The sequence below is a fragment of the Halobaculum roseum genome, from assembly GCF_019880245.1.
In the GTDB taxonomy this organism is placed as follows: Archaea; Halobacteriota; Halobacteria; order Halobacteriales; family Haloferacaceae; genus Halobaculum; species Halobaculum roseum.
The window spans coordinates 104,756-123,481 of record NZ_CP082286.1 but is presented as its reverse complement, the minus strand read 5'-3'; the positions used below and the strand labels follow the sequence as shown (position 1 = coordinate 123,481).

The window sequence follows — 18,726 nt, the reverse complement described above, 5'->3', positions numbered from 1 at the left end:
GGCGCTCCGGCAGACTGAAGCCGTGTTTTAGGTAGACCGAAAGCATCTTCAGTCAGGTGGCCGCTCGTGGGAGTATGGACGACCAGCACGGAGACGACGGCTCCATGTCGCGCAGGGATTACGTGATGTACGGCGGCGCGGTCGCCGCGGGCGGCTTCCTCGCCGGCTGTTCCGGCGGAAGCGGCTCGGAGGGCACCGAGACGACCGGCGACGGGTCGACGCCGACCGCCTCGTCGGGGTCGGACTCCGAGACGGAGACGAGCACGCCCGAGGACACGAGCTACACCGTGTCGATGGCGCCCGTCGGCGACGTGACGTTCGAGGAGGTTCCGGAGACGTTCTCGGCCTACGAGTCCGGCTACGCGGACATGGGCGTCGCGCTCGGGAAGGGCGAGGACCTGCTCGCGGTCGGCAACACCGCGCGCTTCCACACCGACCACTACGACGACCTCGACGGCGTGACCGTCGCGAGCGAGCCGACGCAGTTGCTCGGCGACTCCTACGCCATCGACCGCGAGCTGTTCTACGAACTCGACAGCGACGTCCACCTGATCGACCCGCAGTGGCTGATCAACAACGGGTTCTTCAAACTTGAGCGGTCGGACATCGACACCGTCGTCGAGGACGTGGGTCCGTTCGTCGGCAACACGATCTTCCGCCGAACGGACAGTTGGCACGACTACCGTTACTACACCCTGTACGGAGCGTTCGAGAAAGTCGCACAGGTTTTCGACCGCGTCGATCGCTACGAGGCCGTCAAGGCGGTCCACGACCGGTTGATCGCCGACGTGCAGGCGTCGCTGCCGGCTCCGGACCGGCGCCCGAACGCGCTGCTGTGCTTCGGCGCCGGCAACGAGCCCGAGGCGTTCTCGCCGTACCGGCTCTCCGGGCAGGGGACGAACAAGAAGCAGTTCCACGACCTGGGTCTGTCCGACGCGCTGGCGGGCACCGGCGTCGAGGGGCTCTCGACGAACGACCGCGGCCAGATCGACTTCGAAACGATGCTGGAGGTCGATCCCGACTCGATCCTCGTCCGCGGCCACGAGGGCAAGACCGAGGAGGAGTTCCGCGACACCGTCGTCTCGTTCATGGAGGAGCACTCCGTCGCCTCCGAGCTGACCGCCGTCCGGGAGGGGCGCGTGTTCCGCGGCGGCCCCATCTACCAGGGCCCGCTCCAGCACCTGTTCAACCTCGAACGGTTCGCGACGCTGTACTTCCCCGACCGGTTCTCCGGCGAGCTGTTCTCGCGGGCCGAACTGTCGGCCGCGATCACCGGCGAGGCCTGAACCGGCCGTACACCGACGCAACGTTCGGTTTCCTTACCGATCTCGACGGACGAACCGACACCCTTTTCAATTTTTTAGGCTAGCCTAAAACCGTGACACGACACAGACGGCAGTTCATCGGCACGGTCGGCGCCGCGCTCGGCGCCGGCCTCGCGGGTTGCACGGGCGGCAGCGGCGGCGCGGTCGAGACGACCGCCGACGAGGGCGGGTCCGAGACGACCGCCGACGGCGACGGCGCTTCGGAGACCGAGCAGTCCACGGCGTCGGACGAGTCGTACACTGCGTCGATCGTCCCGGTCGGCGAGGTCGAGTTCGAGGGCGTGCCCGAGACGTGGCTGTGCTACAACGGCGGCTGGGCGGACATGGCGTTCGCGCTCGGCCGGCGCGAGGGGTTCCTCACCGCGGGCAACATGATCCCGGGGTTCTTCTTCGAGCCGTTCGGGCTGGACGTTCCCCCGCAGGAGGACCTGACGGCGCTGGCGAACTGGAGCGGCGGGGGCTGGAGCAAGGAGGTCTTCTACGAACTCGACCCCGAGGTGATCCTCATGGACCCCAACTACCTCCACGACACGGGGTGGGACGACGACTGGGACGAGTCCGACACCGAGGAGATCCGCGAGAACGTCGCGCCGTTCTTCGGGAACAACTGTCGCCGCCGCCGGGAGTTCCACGACTACAAGCTCTACAGTCTCTACGGCGCCTTCGAGCGGCTCGCCGAGGCGTTCCAGGAACGGGAGCGATACGAGGCGTTCGTCGACCTGCACGACGAGCTGCTCGCGGAGGTGCAGTCGCGGCTGCCGCCCGAGGAGGAGCGCCCCGAGATCGGCCTGATCAACGGCGGCTCGAACCCGGAGAAGGGCGTGTTCTACCCCCTGCACACGCAGGACGAGGGGTACGAGATGAAGCCGTACCGCGACCTCGACGTGAAGAGCGCCTTCTCGACCGACATGGAGGCGGCCGGGGAGGCCGACTACGAGCAACTGTTGGAGGTCGACCCGGAGATCATCATCGTCCACTGGGGGATCGGCACCACCGGACCGGACGCCGACGGCTTCTCCGCGGAGGCGTTCCGCGAACAGTACGTCCGGCCGATGGAGGAGGACGGCGTCGGCGGTCAGCTCACCGCCGTACAGAACGGACGCGTTTACCCCGGCGCGTTCGGCGAACAGGGACCCATCGTCAACCTCCTCCAGACGGAGATGAAGGCCCAACAGCTGTACCCCGAGGAGTTCGGCGAGTTCGACCCCGAGTCGTTCCCCGAGGTGCCCGAGGAACGGCAGCTGTTCGACCGCCAGCGCGTGCGCGACATCGTCGCGGGCGACGTTTGATGGCCGGAACGTCCGCTGTCGAGTAGCCGGACGGTTCGACACCCTTTTTAACAGTTAGGGCGACCTAAAACACATGTTCGGACGGAGGGATCGGAGTGGCGAGTGAGGTAGGCGAGGCGGTTCCGGAACTCGATGGCCCGTTCTCGTGGGTCGATTCGTCGTTGTTGACGACGATCGCCGCCAGCACGATCGTCGTCGTGATCTCCGGGCTCGTGCAGGTGAGCTTCGGCGCGTTCACGATGTCGGTCACGACGGCGTGGGGCGCCGTGTTCGACCCGCTCGTGTGGACGAACCCGCAGGTACTGTTGCGGCTGTTCCTCGGCGAGGGGTTCGGCAACGGGGTCGCGAGCGCGCTCGGGTTCTCGACGGCGGCCGTCGACCTCCCGAAGGAGACGCTGATCGTCTGGCAGATCCGGATGCCGCGGGTGATCGTCGGCGTCATCGTCGGCGCGAACCTGGCGGTCTCGGGCGCGGTGTTTCAGGCTGTGACGCGCAACGAGCTCGCGTCCCCGTTCATCCTCGGGGTCTCCTCGGGGGCCGGACTGGCGATCCTGCTGACGCTCATCGTGTTCAGCGGGCTCACGGCGGTCCTCCCCCTGATCGCCGCCGGCGGGGGCGCGGTGGCGTTCCTGTTGGTGTACGCGATCGCGTGGAAGGGCGGAACCAATCCCGTCAGGCTCGTGCTCGCGGGCGTCATCGTCTCGACAGTGTTCGGCTCGCTTCAGACGGCGCTGTTCTTCTTCGCGGACGACCTGGGCGTCGTCCAGTCGGCCATCGCCTGGACGACCGGGTCGCTGACGGGCGTGGACTGGGAGCAGGTGCGGATGGCGCTCCCGTGGACGTTCATCGCGGTGCCGCTCACCCTCGTCGGGGCCAGACAGCTGAACGTCCTCCTGCTGGGCGAACGGACGGCCCGGTCGCTCGGGATGTCCGTCGAACGCGTTCGCTTCGCGCTTTCGGCGGTCGCGGTGCTCGCGGCCGGGACGGCCATCGCCATCGCCGGCATCGTCGGGTTCGTCGGCCTCATCGTCCCGCACATGGTCCGGCAGCTCGTCGGCTCGGACTACAAGCGCCTCGTCGTCGCCTGCGTGTTCGCGGGCCCCGCGCTCGTCACCCTCGCGGACGTGGGCGCCCGGCTCGCGCTCTCGCCCGCACAACTTCCGGTCGGTATCGTCACGGGACTCATCGGCGGCCCGTATTTCCTGTACCTGATGCGAAAGCAGGACGGGTTGGGGGACCTATGAGCGCCGACGATACACCGTCCGCCGATGGCACCGACGCCGCCGAAACCGCCGACGCCGACACCGTCGACGCCGCCGGCGACTCGGTGGACGCGGGCAGCGCGGACGCGAGCGCGACGGCGGGGGAGTCACCCGAGGACTCGCCGCCGCTGTCGATCAGGAACATCGCGCTGTCGTACGGCGACGACGAGCCCGTCGTCGAGGCCGAACGGCTGGAGGTTCCGGCGGGCGAGATCACCGCGCTGATCGGGCCCAACGGCAGCGGGAAGTCGACGCTGCTGAAGGCGATGAACGCGGAACTGAGCCCCGACCGGGGCGCGGTGACGTTCGGCGGGCGCGACGTGGAGGAGTTCGCCACGACCGAGCTGGCGCGACGGCTCGGCCTGCTCTCGCAGGAACACGTCGCCCCCGAGTCGACGACGGTTCGCGAGCTGGCGACCCACGGCCGCTACCCGCACCGGAGGTTCTTCGAGGGGATGCGCGAGGAGGACTACCGCGCGGTCGACCGCGCCATCGAGCGCGTCGGCGTCGAACACCTCGCCGACCGGCAGGTCGGCGGTCTCTCGGGCGGGCAGGCGCAGCTCGCGTGGCTCGCGATGGTGCTCGCACAGGAGACGGACGCGCTCCTGCTGGACGAGCCGACCACCTTCCTCGATCTCCACCACCAGCTCCGCGTGCTCGACGCCGTCCGCGATCTGAACGAGGACCACGGCGTCACCGTCTGCGTGGTGCTCCACGACCTCGGGCAGGCGGCCCGGTTCGCCGACAACCTCATCGCGCTCCGGGACGGCGAGCCCTACGAGTGGGGGCCGCCCGACGAGGTCGTCACCGAGGACCTCCTCCGGGACGTGTTCGGCGTCGAGGCCGAGGTCGGCTTCGGCCCGAACGGCCCCCGCGTCACCCCGCGGCGGGCGATCGACGAGTGAGCCGCGGCGCCGACGTCCGACCGCCTTCTTCGCCGGGAACGCAACCGTAAACCGTCGGCCTCGCCGAGTGCCGCCGACTCCCGTGTCCGTCGCCTCGAACCTCGCGTTCATGCTCGCCCTGCTGGCCGCCGGCGTCGCCGCCCGGAGGATCGGGCTGCTGACGCCGCGTCGCCGGGACGCGCTCACCGACGCCGCCTTCTACCTCGCGTTGCCCGCGCTGGTGTACAGCTCGACGTACGCGCAGCCGCTCGGGGAGGTGCTGTCGGTCCGCCTCGTCGCGGGCGTGGTCGGCGCGCTGGCGGTCGGCATCGGCCTGAGCTGGCTCGTCCACCGACGGCGGTCGGACGCCGCCGCCCGCAGCGTCGCGGTCGTTCAGTCCTACCACGCGAACCTCGGGTTCCTCGGCCTCCCGCTCGTCGCCGCGACGTTCGGCGCGGGCGCCGTCGAGGCGGGGAAGGCGAGCGTGATCCTCGGCGTCGGCGCGCTCGTCCACGTGCCCGCGACGGTGACGATCCTCTCGCTCGTGAACGACGCCGACGCGGACCTCGCGAGCGAGGCCGTCTCGCTCCTCCGCAACCCGGTTCTCGTCGCCCTCTCCGCCGGCCTCGCCTCGGCTGCCGTCGGGTGGGCGCCGCCGGCGGCGGTCGCGACGGGGCTGTCCTGGGCCGCCGAGTTGGCGCTGCCGATCGCGCTGCTGGGCGTCGGGTCGTCGCTCGTGCTCGAGGGCGTCTCCATCGACTACCCGACCGTCGGCGCGGTGGCGGGGACGAAGCTGATCGCGATGCCGCTGATCGCCTTCGCGGTGTTCTCCGGGCTCGGCGGCGACCCCTCGACGGTCCGCGCGGGCGCCGTCATGTTCGCGATGCCGACGGCCGTCTCGACGTTCGTGTACGCCAGCGCGCTCGGCGGCGACGACGGGCTCGCGTCGGTCAACGTGTTCGCGACGACGGTCGCCTCGGCGGCGACGCTGTTGCCCGTGTTGTGGCTGGTCGGTCCCTGATGCGACACCGGTTCGCCTAAGTCGCCCCCGCGGGTTTCGATTCGTAATGAGTACCGAGGAGGAGAGCGCCTTCGACGTGTATCGCGACCGCGTCGATCGGCCGCTGTACCGCCTGTTCACGGAGTACGGGCTCGACAAGTGGCCGTGGCTCCTCGTCGGCATGACCGCCAACGTGATCGCCCGGGGGGCGAGCCTGCTGCCGCCGCTGGTGCTGGGCGTCGCCATCGACGCCGCGTTCACCGGCGACCAGCCGTACACGCTGCCGCTGGTGCCCGCCGCGTGGCTCCCGACGACCGCGCCCGACGTGGCGCAGTTCTGGTTCTCCGCGTGGCTGATCGTCGGCTCGTTCGCCGTCACCGCGGCGCTGACGTGGGTGTACGGCGTCTCCGCGAACAACTTCGCCCACCGCGTCATGCACGACGTGCGGACCGACTCCTACGCGAAGATGCAGGACCTGGACATGACGTTCTTCGACGACAAGCAGACCGGGGAGGTCATGTCCGTCCTCAACAACGACGCGACGAACCTCGAACGCTTCCTCGACGACGCGCTCCAGAACTCCGTGCGCCTCGGCGTGATGCTGCTCGGGATCGGGATCGTCCTGTTCGAGCGCAACGCGCAACTCGCGCTCGTCACCCTCGTCGTCGTCCCCGGGATGGTGCTGTTCACCTACTGGTTCATGAAGGCCGTCGAGCCGCGCTACGCCGCCCAGCGCGAGGCCGTCGCCGACCTCAACACCCGCCTGGAGAACGCCCTGGGGGGCATCCAGCTGGTGAAGACCACGGGCACCGAGGACTACGAGACGAGCCGCGTCGAGGACACCTCCTACGACTACTTCCGCAAGACGCTCGCGATGCTTCGTCTCAACTACGTCTACCGGCCGGGGATGGAGCTGTTCGCCGGGATCGCGTTCGCGGCGACGTTCGTCGTGGGCGGCCTGTGGATCGTCTCCGGCACCGCGCCGGGACCGCTGACCGGCGAGCTTCGGGCCGGTACCTTCGTCACGTTCCTGTTTCTCACCCAGCGGTTCGTCACGCCGCTGGCGGAGGTGTCGAACATCGTCTCGCAGTACGAGAACGCCAAAGCCTCATGCGAGCGCGTGTTCGGTCTCCAGGACATCCCGGCGGAGGTCACCGAGGCGCCAGACGCGGTCGCCCTCGACGACCTGGAGGGTGCGATCGAATACGACCACGTCGACTTCGGCTACGAGGACGAGGACGACCTCGTCCTCCGGGACATCGACTTCGCGGTCGATCCGGGCGAGACGGTCGCGCTCGTGGGGCCGACGGGCGCCGGGAAATCGACGTTGCTGAAGCTGCTCATGCGGCTGTACGACGTGGACGACGGCGCCGTCCGGATCGACGGCCACGACGTGCGCGATGTGACGCTTCGGAGCCTCCGCGAGTCGGTCGGCTACGTCAGCCAGGACACCTACCTCTTCGACGGGACGGTCGCTGAGAACATCCGATACGGGCGCTTCGACGCGGACGACGGGGCGGTTCGCGATGCCGCGAAGGCGGCGGAGGCCCACGAGTTCATCACGAACCTCCCGAAGGGGTACGGCACCCGGATCGGCGAGCGCGGCGTGAAGCTGTCGGGCGGCCAGCGCCAACGCCTGTCCATCGCCCGCGTCGTCCTCCAGGACCCGGACGTGCTCGTCCTCGACGAGGCGACCTCCGCCGTCGACACGGAGACCGAGCTGCTGATCCAGCGCAGTCTCGACCGCCTCGCGGAGGACCGGACGACGTTCGTCATCGCCCACCGGCTCTCGACGGTGAAGGACGCCGACGAGGTGCTCGTGTTGGAGGGCGGCGAGGTCGTCGAGCGCGGCGGCCACGAGGAGCTGTTGGCCGCCGACGGGCTGTACGCGAAGCTTTGGGGCGTCCAGGCCGGCGAGATCGAGTCGCTCCCGGAGGAGTTCGTCGAGCGGGCGCGCGAGCGGCAGGCCGAGACGCTTCCGGGCCCCGCAGGCGACGACGACTGAGCCACGGCGGTGGCCGGGTAGTGGCAGCGTCGACGCCGAGGGTCAGACGTCCTCGACGAGTTCGCCCATGCGCTCGATCGGGACCGCGCGCATCGTCTCGGTGTCCAGCCCGTGTCCCTCGATGGCGATCGCGATCTGGAGGGCCGCATCCTCGTCTTCGACCTCGAACGTGAGCTGGAAGTCGTACTCGCCGATGAGCGCATAGCTTTCGCCGAGCTCGCCCCCGAGTCGTTCGATGTCCTCGCGGATGTCGCCCCAGATCGACACCAGTTCCTGCGGGTTCTGGAACTGCGTCTCGTTGGCGTCGGCGAGCACGGTGTACGTAGGCATACCTCACGATAGGGGACTCGCGCCGAAAGGCGTTCCCACGCTCCCACGACCGATGGAATCCGCCACGGCGGGACGGATCGTGGTACTGAAGCCGGCGTGAACTGACCTGTCGGCCATGCCCGACACGACGCTCGACACGGACGCAGACTACGACGCGCTCGTCGTGGGCGGCGGCGTCGCCGGCCTCACCGCGGCGACGTTCCTCGCGCGCGCCGACCTCGCGACGCTCGTCGTCGACGGCGACGAGTCGATCCTCCGACGCAACGCCCATCTGGAGAACGTGCCCGGCTTCCCGGCGGGCGTGAACCCCCGGTTGTTCGCGGACATGCTGCGCGACCAGGCCGAGCGCAACGGGGCCGAGATCCGGGCCGGGCACGTCGAGGGGGTCACCGGCGAGATCGACGCGTTCACCGCCGCAGTCGACGACGGCACCGCGGTCACGGCCGCGCGGGTCGTCGCGGCGTCCTGGTCGGACCTCGACTACCTCGACGGCCTCGGCGTCGAGGCTCGCGACGCCGGGAGCAAGCGCTACGCGCAGGAGCACGCGCTCAGTCGCACCTCCGTCGACGGCGTGTACGCCGCCGGTCGGATCGCCGAGCGCTATCACCAGGCGGTCGTCGCCGCGGGCCACGGCGCCGAGGCGGCGATCACCCTGCTCCACGACGCCGAGGTCCCCTTCTACCACGACTGGGTCGTCCCCGAGGGGTACTTCACCGACCGCGGGCGCGAGGTGCCGCCGGGCTGTGAGGAGATCACGGCCGCCGAACAGGAGCGCCGCGCCGCCGAGTCCCGGGAGACGATGCGGGCCTACTTTGCAGAGGAGCACCCGGAACGCCAGCGCACCCACCCGAGCCTCGTCGACGACGACCTCGGCCGGGTCGACCCAGAGTGGTACGATGACGGTGGCGGTGGCGACAGCGACGGTGGCAGTGGCGGCGACGGGCCGATCGAGAGCGACGACTGACGCGACAGCGGTCGGCCGAGTCACACCGCGAGGATTTACCACCCGTACCCGCCAAGCACCCCGGTAATGAGCGACCTTCTCGCCGACACCGACGTCGCGCTCGGCGTCTCCGGCTCCATCGCGGCCGTGAAGGTGGTCGAACTGGCCCACGAGCTTCGCCGCCACGGCGCCTCGGTCCGCGCGGTGATGACCGACGCCGCGACGGGGATCGTCCACCCGTGGGCCGTCGAGTTCGCGACCGAGCACGATGTCGTCACCGAGATCACCGGGAGCGTCGAGCACGTCGAGCTGTGCGGACGCGACGGCTGGGCGGACGTGTTGCTGCTCGCGCCGGCGACCGCCAACACCGTCGGGAAGATCGCGGCCGCCGTCGACGACACGCCGGTCACGACGTGCGCGACGACCGCGCTGGGGGCGGACGTGCCGGTCGTGTGCGCGCCCGCGATGCACGAGCCGATGTACGACCATCCCGGGGTGCTGGACGCGATCGACCGCGTCGAGTCGTGGGGCGTCGAGTTCGTCGACCCGCGCATCGAGGAGGGGAAGGCGAAGATCGCCACCGAGGGAGCGATCGTCACGGCGACCGCGCGAACGGCAGGCGACCGACCGCTGGCGGGCGAGCGGGTCGTCGTCACCTCGGGCGCGACCAGCGAGGCGGTCGACGACGTGCGCGTGCTCACGAACCGCGCGTCGGGGCGAACCGGGCGGGCGGTCGCTCGCGCGCTCGTCGCCCGCGGGGCCGAGGTGACCCTGCTCCACGACGCGGACGCCCCTCGCGCGTCCGAGGTCGAGGAGCTTCCCCACGTCGAGGTGGTCGACGTGGAGTCGGCCGCGGAGATGACCGACGCGGCCGTCGAGGCCTGTGCGGACGCCGACGCGCTGATCTCGGCGGCGGCCATCGCCGATTACACCGTCGAGGCGTCCGAGGGGAAGATCCGCTCGGGTGCGGAGTCGCTGTCGCTGGAGTTGACGCCGACGCCGAAGCTGCTCGATACGGTTCGGGAGGAGTATCCCGACCTCCCGCTCGTGGGGTTCAAGGCCGAACCCGGCGGCGACGACGACGCGCTCGCCGCGAAGGCGCGCGAGACGCTGGATCGGGTCGGCCTCGCGTTCGTCGTCGCCAACGACGCGAGCGTGATGGGGTCGGCCGACACGCGGGCGCTCGTCGTGCGCCCGGAGGGGGAAGGGGTCGACGCCTACCGGGGGTCGAAGCTCGGACTCGGGCTCCGCGTCGCCGACGAACTCGCGGCCGTGCTCGGGTGAGATCGGCGCCCGTGATCGGCTGACGATCGACACCCGTGGTCGCGCTCTCGCGTACGCGGGATCACAACGGTTTTGATCCGCTCATTCCAACGACGGCACAACAGCCAGTGATGCCAACCAGCTACCGCCGACGCACCCGCGCCGACCGGGCCGCCCGCCTCGAACCGGAGGGGACGCCGTGACGGACGGCGACGCCGCATCCGCCGAGGATGCCCCGCCATCCGGCGATATCGTGGTTCCCGTCGAGGAGTCCAGCACGCTCCGGAACACGGTCGGGTTCGTCGTCCGACAGGCCGTCGAGTCCGGCGAGCCGTCGACGCTTCACTTCGTGTTCCCGCTGTCGAGCCGCGGCGCGGTCGGCGACGAGTACGACCGGGCGAACGACCTGCTCGAACGGATCGAGCTGTGGGTCGAGGAGGACCGGGGCGACAACGGCGACTTGGTGTCCGTCGAGACCGCGGTCGTCGGCGCCGACGAGTACCTGTTCAGCCCCGGCGACTACGCCGACGCGATCGCCGAGTACGCCGACGAGAGGGGCGTGCGCCGGGTCGTGCTCGACCCCGAGTACCGTCCGACCGGCGCGACGCCGCTGCTGCCGGCGCTGGAGTGGGAGATCAAGGGAACCGGGCTCGATGTCGAGGAGGCCACGGTCGAGCGCGAAACTCGGCGGGGACGGCTCGTCCGTCGGTCCGGCGTCGGGCAGTTCCTGCTGCTGTTCGGCCTGTCCGCCGGGTTCTACCTGTTCCTCGCCGGCTGGTCGCTCACGCCGTACAACCTCCTTACGGGCGCGGCGTCGGCCGGCGCGGTCGCCGCCACGCTGTGGCACGTCTCCTTCACCGGCGCGGTCGAGCCGCGACGGCTGGCCGTTCAGTTCGGCCGGCTGAGCCTGTATGCGGTCTTCCTGCTGTGGGAGATCGCGAAGGCGAACCTCCAGATAGCGTACGTCGTGTTGCACCCGTCGCTGCCGATCGACCCGAAGGTGGTCGAGTTCGACGCGGACGTGTGGTCGACCGTCCCCGCGGCGACGCTGGCGAACAGCATCACCCTCACTCCCGGGACCCTGACCGTCGACGTGGAGCGTCGGCACTTCACCATCCACTCGCTGACCGCCGGCGCCCGCGAGGACCTGCTCGACGGGAAGCTCGAACGGGCCGTTCGGTTCGTCTTCTACGGCCGTTCGGCCGCCCGCCGTCCGACGCCGAGCGAACGCGAGGAGGTGGAGGAGTGACGCTCGTCGCCGACGCGCTGTTGACGGCTGCCGCGGGGTTCGTGCTCGTCTCGATCGTGGTGCTGTATCGCGCGGTCAAGGGCCCGACGATGCAGGACCGCGTCATCGCGGTGAACGTCGTCGGCTCGAACACGGTCGTGATCGCGGCCCTGTTCGCCGCGGCGACCGACACGCCGGGCGCGCTCGACATCGCGCTCGTGTACGCGCTGCTCAACTTCCTGATGAGCATCGCGATCTCGAAGTTCACCGTCGAGCGCGGGGGGGTGCTGTAGATGGTGACCGTCGTCGAGGCGGCCGTGATCGCGCTGCTCGCGGGCGGCCTCTTCTTCGGGGTCGTCGCCGCGGTCGGCCTGATACGGCTGCCGGATCTCTACACTCGGACCCACAGCGCCTCCAAGAGCGACACGCTCGGGGCGGTCCTCACGCTCGGGGCGGCCGCGCTCGCGCTCGATGCGGGCGTCGACACGCTCAAGCTCGTGCTGTTGATCGTCTTCATGTTCATCACCAACCCGACCGCCGCCCACGCCATCACGCGGGCGGCCGCGGATCAGGGCATCGAACCGTGGACCGTCGAGGACGCCGACGGGGACGCCGACGAGGCCGACGCGCCCGCCGCCGACGCGGCGGACGCCGGTCGCGATCTCGCCGACGGCGACCCCGACGGCGCCGCCACCGACGGGGGTGAGCGCCGGTGACGCCCGTCGAGTGGGCGATCCTGGCGTTCGTGCTCGGCTGTGCGCTCGCGACGGCGCTGCTTCGCGACGTGCTCGCGTCGATCATCGCCTTCGCCGCCTACAGCCTGGGTATCGCCGTCGTCTGGCTGCTGTTGCGCGCGCCGGACGTGGGGCTGACCGAGGCCGCCGTCGGCGCCGGCGTCACGACGGTGCTGTTCCTGTTGACGATCGCCAAGACCGTCAGGCCCGCCGGCGACGACCTGTTCGTCGACATCGACGTGAGGGCGCTCGGCGTCTCCGGGCTGCTCGTGGCCGCGCTGGCGACGACGCTGTCGGCGCTGCCGGCGGTCGGGTCGGCGTCGACGCCGGTGGCGACCTCCCGGGTGACGAACTACTACCTGGAGAACGCCTACACGGAGACCGAGGTCGAGAACGCCGTGACGGCGGTGCTTGCGGCCTACCGCGGGTTCGACACCCTCGGCGAGGCGGTCGTCGTCTTCGCCGCGCTCATGGGACTGCTGGTCGTGCTCGACCGGGGGGTGTTGGCATGAGTTCGCCGTCGACCGCAGACGGCGACGACGAGTTCGCCGTCGGCGACGGCCCCGCCCGCCCGTACGTCGAGAGCCCGATCATCATGGCGACCGTCCGGGTCGTCGCGCCGTTCGTGTTCACGCTCGGCGCGTTCGTGATGTTCCACGGCGCCGATTCCGCCGGCGGCGGCTTCCAGGGCGGCGTCATCGTCGGAACGGTGATCCTGATGATCGCCATCGCCTTCGGCGTCGGCCCGACCCGCGACTGGCTCTCGTCGTCGTTCCTGACGGCGCTGGTCGTCTCCGGCGTCGCGCTGTTCATGGGGATCGGACTCGCCGCGGTCGCCTCCGGCGGTGCGTTCCTCGAATACGCCGCGATCCCGGTGTCCCACTCCAGCAAGTACGGCATCGAGCTGGTCGAGGTCGGGATCGGGATCATCGTCTCCGGCACCGTCGTCGGCCTGTTCTTCGCGCTGGCGGCCGGCCACGCGACGGACGAGGCCGAGGAGGTGGAGGAATGATCGACGTGCTCGTCGACCGGGCGTACTTCGTCGTCGCGTTCCTCCTCCTCGGGATCGGCGCCCACATGCTGATCGGGGACCGAAACCTCGTCAAGAAGGTGATCGGGATGAACGTCTTCCAGACGGGGATCTTCCTGTTCTTCATCGCCTCGGCGTACGTGACCGGCGCGTCCGCGCCGCTCCTGTCCGAGCCGGGCCCGTACGTGAGCCCGCTGCCGCACGTGCTCATCCTGACGGCCATCGTCGTCGGGGTGAGCCTCACCGCGGTCGCGCTGGGGCTCATCGTGCGCATCTACGGGGAGTACGGGACGCTTCGCGCGGACCTGATCGCGGAGGTGAACGACGGTGAGTGACCTTCCCGCGCTGCTCGTCGTCCTCCCGATCCTGGGGTCGTTGGTGTCGCTGCTGGCGGGGATCCGCTGGGGCCGCTCCGGCTGGTACGTCGCGGCGGCGACGCTGTCCGTGCAGGTCGCCGGCGCGGTCGCGTTCGCGGCCGACGGCCTCTCGGGCGCCCCCGGAAGCTACGCGGTCGGCGACTTCACGATCCCGTACGGCATCGAGCTGCTCGTCGACGGCCTGTCGGCGTCGATGGTCGTGCTCGTCGCGGTCGTCGCGCTGGGCGTGCTCGCGTACGCGCGCCGCGCCGGGCCCCGCTCGAACCGCTTCTACTCGACGTATCTCCTGCTCGTCACCGGGCTCACGGGGATGTCGATCACCGGGGACGCGTTCAACATGTACGTCTTCCTCGAGATCACCGGCCTGACCGCCTACGCGCTCGTCGCCAGCGGCGAGGGCGGACGCTCGGCGGTCGCCGGCCTGAAGTACCTCCTCGTGGGCACGTTCGGCGCCGCCATCTACCTGCTGGGCGTCGGCTACGCGTACATCTCGACGGGGACGCTGAACATGGCCGACCTGTCGACCGAGCTCGCTGCAGTCGGCTACGGGTCGCCGCTGGTTCGGGCGGCGTTCGCGTTCGTCGTCGTCGGGCTGTTCGTCAAGGTCGCGATGTTCCCGCTGCACACCTGGCAGCCCGACGCGTACGCGGGCGCGCCCGACTCAGTGAGCGCGCTCATCGCCTCGCTCGTGTCGACGGTGAGCGCGTACGCCCTCGTCCGGATCGTGCTCACGGTGTTCACGCCGGAGTTCCTGGACGCGGTCGCGTTCGCGCGCCCGCTGTTGGCGGCGACCGCGGCCGTCAGCATCGTCGTCGGGAGCGGCCTGGCCGTCTCCCAGACGAACATCAAGCGGATGCTCGCGTACTCGTCGGTGTCGCAGTTCGGGCTCGTCGTCGCCGCGCTGTCGGTGACGAACGCGACGGCGCTGGTCGGGCTTGCGGTCCACCTCGTGGGCCACGCGGTGATGAAGGGCGGGCTGTTCCTCGCGGCCGGGCTGGTCGCCACCGGCGTCGGCGGCCGTTCGGTCGCCGACTACGACGGGCTCGGCTCGCGGATGCCCGTCGCCGCCGCCGGCTTCGGGACGCTCGCGCTCGGGATGGTGGGCGTGCCGCCGGCGATCGGCTTCTTCGGCAAGTGGTACATCGTCGTCGGCACCCTGGAGGCGGGCGCGTGGGGGCTCGCGATCGTCATCCTCCTGTCGACGCTGTTGACGCTCGCGTACTTCGCGCGCCTGCTCGAACGGATGTTCTTCCGCGAGGCGCCCGCGGGGACCGGTTCGGCTGCCGACGCCGACGCCGCCGTCGCCGACGGCGGTGACGGACGCGACGCGGGCGATGTCGGCGACACGCTCGCCGACCGCGGCGTCTCGCTCGGTATGGTCGCCGCCGTCCTCGCGGCGGCGCTGCTCGCCGTCGGCCTCGGGGCGGCCGTCCCGGCATATGAATCCGCCCTCGCCCCGACCGTCGAGGTGCTCCTCTCATGACCGATATTACCTCACTCAGACCGCTCGCGGCCGTGCTCGTCTCCGCCGTCGCCGTCGGACCGATCCTGCTGTCGGGCAGCCGGCCGAACCTCCGCGAGTCGTGGACCGCGGTCGCGGCGCTCGCGAAGTTCGGCATCGTCGCCAGCATGGTCCCCGGCGTCCTCGCCGGCGACACGTACGTCACCGATCTGGGATCGTTCCTCCCCGGCGCCCGGTTCGCGCTGGAGGCCGACGCGCTGGGCATCCTCTTCGCGCTGCTCGCGAGCTTCCTGTGGATCGTCACCAGCAGCTACAGCATCGGCTACATGCGCGGGCTCGACGAACACGCCCAGACGCGCTACTTCGCCGCCTTCGCCGCCAGCGTGTCGGCGGCGGTGGGCGTCGCGTTCGCGTCGAACCTGCTGGTGATCTTCGTCTTCTACGAGCTGCTCACCGTGGCGACGTACCCGCTCGTCGCCCACGACGAGACCGACGAGGCGCGCTCGGCCGCCCGGAAGTACCTCGCGTACACCTTCGGCGGCGGGGTCGCCGTGCTGGCGGGGACCGCGCTCGTCTACTGGCTCACCGGAACCGTCGCGTTCACGCCCGGCGGCATCGAGGGGCTCGCCTCTGCGGACCCGATGTTCGCCCGCCTGGCGTTCGCGCTGCTGTCGGCCGGGTTCGGCGTGAAGGCCGCGCTGATGCCGCTGCACTCGTGGCTGCCGGACGCGATGGTCGCGCCGACGCCGGTGTCGGCGCTGCTGCACGCGGTCGCGGTCGTGAAAAGCGGCGTCTTCGGCATCGCGCGCGTCGTCCTCGACGTGTTCGGGCCGGAGACGGTCGGCGACCTCGGGATGGGGCTCCCGCTGGCGACGGTCGCCGCGTTCACGCTCGTCGTCGCGTCGGTGATCGCGCTCAGGCAGGACAACCTCAAGCGTCGGCTCGCCTTCTCGACGGTGAGCCAGCTGTCGTACATCGTGCTCGGGCTGGCTGTACTGGCGCCCACGTCGCTGGTGGGCGGCCTGCTGCACATCCCGGCACACGGGTTCATGAAGATCACCCTGTTCTTCGCCGCCGGCGCGATCCACGTCGAGACCCACACCGACGACATCTCCGACATGGCCGGCATCGGGAGACGGATGCCCCTGACGATGGCGGCCTTCGCCGTCGCCGCGGCGGGGATGGCCGGCATCCCGCTGGTCGCCGGCTTCGTGAGCAAGTACTTCCTGCTCATCGGGTCGATCTCGGCGGGCGAGACGCTGTTCGCGGTCGCGCTGCTCGTCTCGGGCGTGCTCAACATCGGCTACTTCTGGCCGGTGGTGTACACCGCCTTCTTCGAGTCGCCCGAGGAGAGCGACGAGAAACCGCTCGTCGAGGGGCCGCTGGGCGGCCGGCTATCGTGGGGTCGCGCGGCCGCCGCCGAAGCGGCCGACGACGCGGGAACGGACACTGACGCGGTCGCCGACGGCGGCGATGAGGCGGACCACGACAGCAGCGATGCTCACGGCCACACCGACGCTCACGGGCACGGCGACGCTCACGACCACACCGACGCCCACGGCCACGGCGACGTCCACGGCGGCGGCTGGGAGCGCCGCGGCTGGACCGGCGGCGAGTCGACGTGGTTCATGCTCGCGCCGATCCTCGTCACCGCCCTCGGCTCGGTCGCCCTCGGGATCGTCCCCGACGGCGCGGTGTTCCTCAGGGTCGTCCGCCTGATCGTCGCGGGCGCCACGGGGGTGAGCGTCTGATGGTCGCGGTCGACCCGCTGATCCCGCCGTTCCTGTTCGTGCTGGCGGCGGCGCTCGTCGTCCCGCTGCTGGGTCGCCGCGCCGGCCACGCGCTGGGCGTGCTCGCGACCGCGGCGGTCGTGCCGTACGTGTGGTTCGTGCCCGGCGGCGCGCACCTCCCGACGCTGTTGTTCGGGTTCGACGCCGTCCTGTTCAACGTGGACGGCTTCTCGCGGCTGATGGGCGTCATCTTCGGCTTCATCGGCGCGATCGCGGTGCTGTACTCGTGGGCCAGCGGCGCCGACGAGCGCCAGACCGCCTTCGCGCTCGGCTACGTCGGCACGAGCCTCGGCGCCGTCTTCGGCGGCGACTGGCTCACGCTGATCCTCTTCTGGGAGCTGATGGCCGTCACCAGCACGCTGCTGGTGTGGCACTACGGCGGCCGCGCGGTGCGGGCGGGCTTCCGGTACGCCCTCCTGCACGGCGTCGGCGGCACGCTCCTGCTCGGGGCGATCGCTTGGCACTACGTGGCGGCGGGGACGTTCCTGTTCACCGGCGACGGGCTCGCGGGCGTCGTCGCCCCCGTGCTCGCGGCGGTGGGCATCGGCGTCAACGTGGGCTTCATCGGCCTGCACGCGTGGCTGCCCGACACGTACCCGCGTCCGCACATCGCCGCCAGCGTCTTCCTGTGCGTGTACACGACGAAGACCGGCGTGTACGGGATGTTCCGGGCGTTCCCGGAGGGGGAGATCGCCGTTGCGTACATGGGCGCGCTGATGGCCGTCTTCGGCGCCGGGATGGCGCTGCTGCAGGGCGACATGCGCCGGCTCCTCTCGTATCACATCCAGTCCCAGGTCGGCTACATGGTCGCGGGCGTCGGCCTCGGCGGCGCGCTCGCGACCGCGGGCGCCTTCGGCCACGTGTTCAACCACATCCTGTACAAGAGCCTGCTGTTCATGACCGTCGGCGTCGTCATCTACCGCACCGGCGAGGAACACCTGGAGGAGCTGGGCGGCCTCTGGCGGCACCTCCCCGTCACGGCGGTCGCGTTCCTGATCGCGGCGCTGTCGATCGCGGGTTTCCCCGGGTTCAACGGCTTCGTCTCGAAGGGGATGGTGATCGCGGCCGCGCACAAGAAGCACTACGACATCATCTGGTACCTGCTGCTGGCGGGCGGGGTCGGCACCTTCCTCTCGTTCATCAAGCTGGGGTACTACGTGTTCCTCCACGGTGAGTACGGCGGCGACGACGTGCGCCCGGCGAACGTCGGCCAGAAGCTCGCGATGGGCTCGGTCGCCGTGCTCTGTGTCGTGTTCGGGCTCTACCCGCCGGCGCTGTTCGCGGTGCTGCCGGACACGGGAAGCTACGAGTACACTACCTACACCGTTCCCCACGTGCAGGAGGGCCTGATCCTCGCGGCGCTGGGCGTGGTCGGCTTCGCGATCGTGAAGAAGCCGCTCTCGAAGGTCGGCCGCGTCCCCGACGTGGACGCGCTGTACAACCGTGCGGGCTTCTACGGCACCCGCGCGCTCGTCGTCGGCGTCACCGAGCTGTACGCGGCCGTCGACCGTGCGGTCGTCGCGACCTCTGGGGCTATCGCGGGTGCCGTCAAGGATCCCGCGGGGACGCTCGACCGGTTCGGCGCGGTCGGCGTCATCGCCGGCGACGACGCGTTGACGAACGGCGCACGCGAGCGGACGGAGGTCGACCTCCGAGCCGGGTTCGGAACGAGCGTGCTACTGGTCGTGTTGCTGGTCGTCGTCGCGCTGCTGTTGCTGGTGTGAGCCGGCGGCCGCGAACGGGCGTCGCCGGCGACCGTGCGTCGTCGTACCGCGGGACGCTCACTCGACCGCTGCGGGGATCC

17 protein-coding genes and 1 pseudogene are annotated in these 18,726 nt (G+C 70.4%); 17 read left to right on the top strand and 1 reads right to left on the bottom strand.

Annotation, left to right across the window (positions count from 1 at the left end; translation table 11 throughout):
- The first annotated feature begins 74 nt into the window (after positions 1 to 74).
- The 6 genes from K6T36_RS00605 (at position 75) to K6T36_RS00580 (ending at position 7,765) form a co-directional block, all read left to right on the top strand.
- Positions 75 to 1,286: an ABC transporter substrate-binding protein gene (locus K6T36_RS00605; protein WP_222922139.1), complete on the top strand. Its 1,212-nt coding sequence runs from the start codon at positions 75 to 77 to the stop codon at positions 1,284 to 1,286.
- Positions 1,287 to 1,378: 92 nt separating this feature from the next.
- Positions 1,379 to 2,614, top strand: coding sequence for an ABC transporter substrate-binding protein (locus K6T36_RS00600; RefSeq protein WP_222922138.1), 1,236 nt, complete (start codon positions 1,379 to 1,381; stop codon positions 2,612 to 2,614).
- A 95-nt stretch (positions 2,615 to 2,709) separates the two neighbouring features.
- Positions 2,710 to 3,858, top strand: a complete 1,149-nt coding sequence (locus K6T36_RS00595; RefSeq protein WP_222922137.1) for a FecCD family ABC transporter permease — start codon at positions 2,710 to 2,712, stop codon at positions 3,856 to 3,858.
- Positions 3,855 to 4,781, top strand: coding sequence for an ABC transporter ATP-binding protein (locus tag K6T36_RS00590; protein ID WP_222922136.1), 927 nt, complete (start codon positions 3,855 to 3,857; stop codon positions 4,779 to 4,781). Before K6T36_RS00595 ends, K6T36_RS00590 begins: the two co-directional genes overlap by 4 nt.
- Positions 4,782 to 4,863: 82 nt before the next feature.
- The gene (locus K6T36_RS00585) at positions 4,864 to 5,781 is read left to right on the top strand and encodes an AEC family transporter (RefSeq protein ID WP_222922135.1); all 918 of its coding nucleotides are present in this window, start codon (positions 4,864 to 4,866) and stop codon (positions 5,779 to 5,781) included.
- 46 nt (positions 5,782 to 5,827) lie between these two features.
- Positions 5,828 to 7,765 carry an ABC transporter ATP-binding protein gene (locus tag K6T36_RS00580; protein WP_222922134.1) on the top strand — a complete coding sequence of 646 codons (1,938 nt, stop codon included), beginning with the start codon at positions 5,828 to 5,830 and terminating at the stop codon, positions 7,763 to 7,765.
- A gap of 42 nt (positions 7,766 to 7,807) precedes the next feature.
- Here K6T36_RS00580 and K6T36_RS00575 read toward each other — a convergent pair whose 3' ends face one another.
- Positions 7,808 to 8,095, bottom strand: a complete 288-nt coding sequence (locus K6T36_RS00575; RefSeq protein ID WP_222607516.1) for a GYD domain-containing protein — start codon at positions 8,093 to 8,095, stop codon at positions 7,808 to 7,810.
- Positions 8,096 to 8,210: 115 nt separating this feature from the next.
- On the opposite strand from K6T36_RS00575, the gene K6T36_RS00570 reads away from it, so the two are divergent.
- From K6T36_RS00570 to K6T36_RS00520, 11 genes and pseudogenes are all read left to right on the top strand, one after another.
- Positions 8,211 to 9,059, top strand: coding sequence for an NAD(P)-binding protein (locus K6T36_RS00570; protein ID WP_222922133.1), 849 nt, complete (start codon positions 8,211 to 8,213; stop codon positions 9,057 to 9,059).
- A gap of 66 nt (positions 9,060 to 9,125) precedes the next feature.
- Positions 9,126 to 10,322 carry a bifunctional phosphopantothenoylcysteine decarboxylase/phosphopantothenate--cysteine ligase CoaBC gene (coaBC, locus tag K6T36_RS00565; RefSeq protein WP_222922132.1) on the top strand — a complete coding sequence of 399 codons (1,197 nt, stop codon included), beginning with the start codon at positions 9,126 to 9,128 and terminating at the stop codon, positions 10,320 to 10,322.
- A 178-nt stretch (positions 10,323 to 10,500) separates the two neighbouring features.
- Positions 10,501 to 11,550, top strand: coding sequence for a monovalent cation/H+ antiporter subunit E (locus K6T36_RS00560; RefSeq protein WP_225935148.1), 1,050 nt, complete (start codon positions 10,501 to 10,503; stop codon positions 11,548 to 11,550).
- Entirely contained in the window at positions 11,547 to 11,822 is a 276-nt protein-coding gene (locus tag K6T36_RS00555; RefSeq protein WP_222922131.1) for a cation:proton antiporter, read from the top strand. Before K6T36_RS00560 ends, K6T36_RS00555 begins: the two co-directional genes overlap by 4 nt.
- A gap of 3 nt (positions 11,823 to 11,825) precedes the next feature.
- Positions 11,826 to 12,143: pseudogene (gene mnhG / locus K6T36_RS00550) on the top strand (monovalent cation/H(+) antiporter subunit G); the annotation flags it as partial.
- A gap of 98 nt (positions 12,144 to 12,241) precedes the next feature.
- The gene (locus tag K6T36_RS00545; protein WP_222922129.1) at positions 12,242 to 12,775 is read left to right on the top strand and encodes a DUF4040 domain-containing protein; all 534 of its coding nucleotides are present in this window, start codon (positions 12,242 to 12,244) and stop codon (positions 12,773 to 12,775) included.
- Positions 12,772 to 13,275 (top strand): MnhB domain-containing protein, encoded by a 504-nt coding sequence (locus tag K6T36_RS00540; protein ID WP_222922128.1) that lies wholly within the window; start codon positions 12,772 to 12,774, stop codon positions 13,273 to 13,275. The genes K6T36_RS00545 and K6T36_RS00540 overlap by 4 nt, the downstream gene beginning before the upstream one ends.
- Entirely contained in the window at positions 13,272 to 13,628 is a 357-nt protein-coding gene (locus K6T36_RS00535) for a cation:proton antiporter subunit C (protein WP_222607510.1), read from the top strand. The genes K6T36_RS00540 and K6T36_RS00535 overlap by 4 nt, the downstream gene beginning before the upstream one ends.
- A complete protein-coding gene (locus tag K6T36_RS00530) occupies positions 13,621 to 15,153 on the top strand; it encodes a monovalent cation/H+ antiporter subunit D family protein (protein ID WP_222922127.1) in 1,533 nt (510 codons plus the stop codon). The genes K6T36_RS00535 and K6T36_RS00530 overlap by 8 nt, the downstream gene beginning before the upstream one ends.
- Positions 15,150 to 16,883, top strand: coding sequence for a proton-conducting transporter transmembrane domain-containing protein (locus K6T36_RS00525; RefSeq protein WP_222922126.1), 1,734 nt, complete (start codon positions 15,150 to 15,152; stop codon positions 16,881 to 16,883). The genes K6T36_RS00530 and K6T36_RS00525 overlap by 4 nt, the downstream gene beginning before the upstream one ends.
- Positions 16,883 to 18,646, top strand: coding sequence for a Na(+)/H(+) antiporter subunit D (locus K6T36_RS00520; protein ID WP_222922125.1), 1,764 nt, complete (start codon positions 16,883 to 16,885; stop codon positions 18,644 to 18,646). The genes K6T36_RS00525 and K6T36_RS00520 overlap by 1 nt, the downstream gene beginning before the upstream one ends.
- Positions 18,647 to 18,726: the final 80 nt, after the last annotated feature.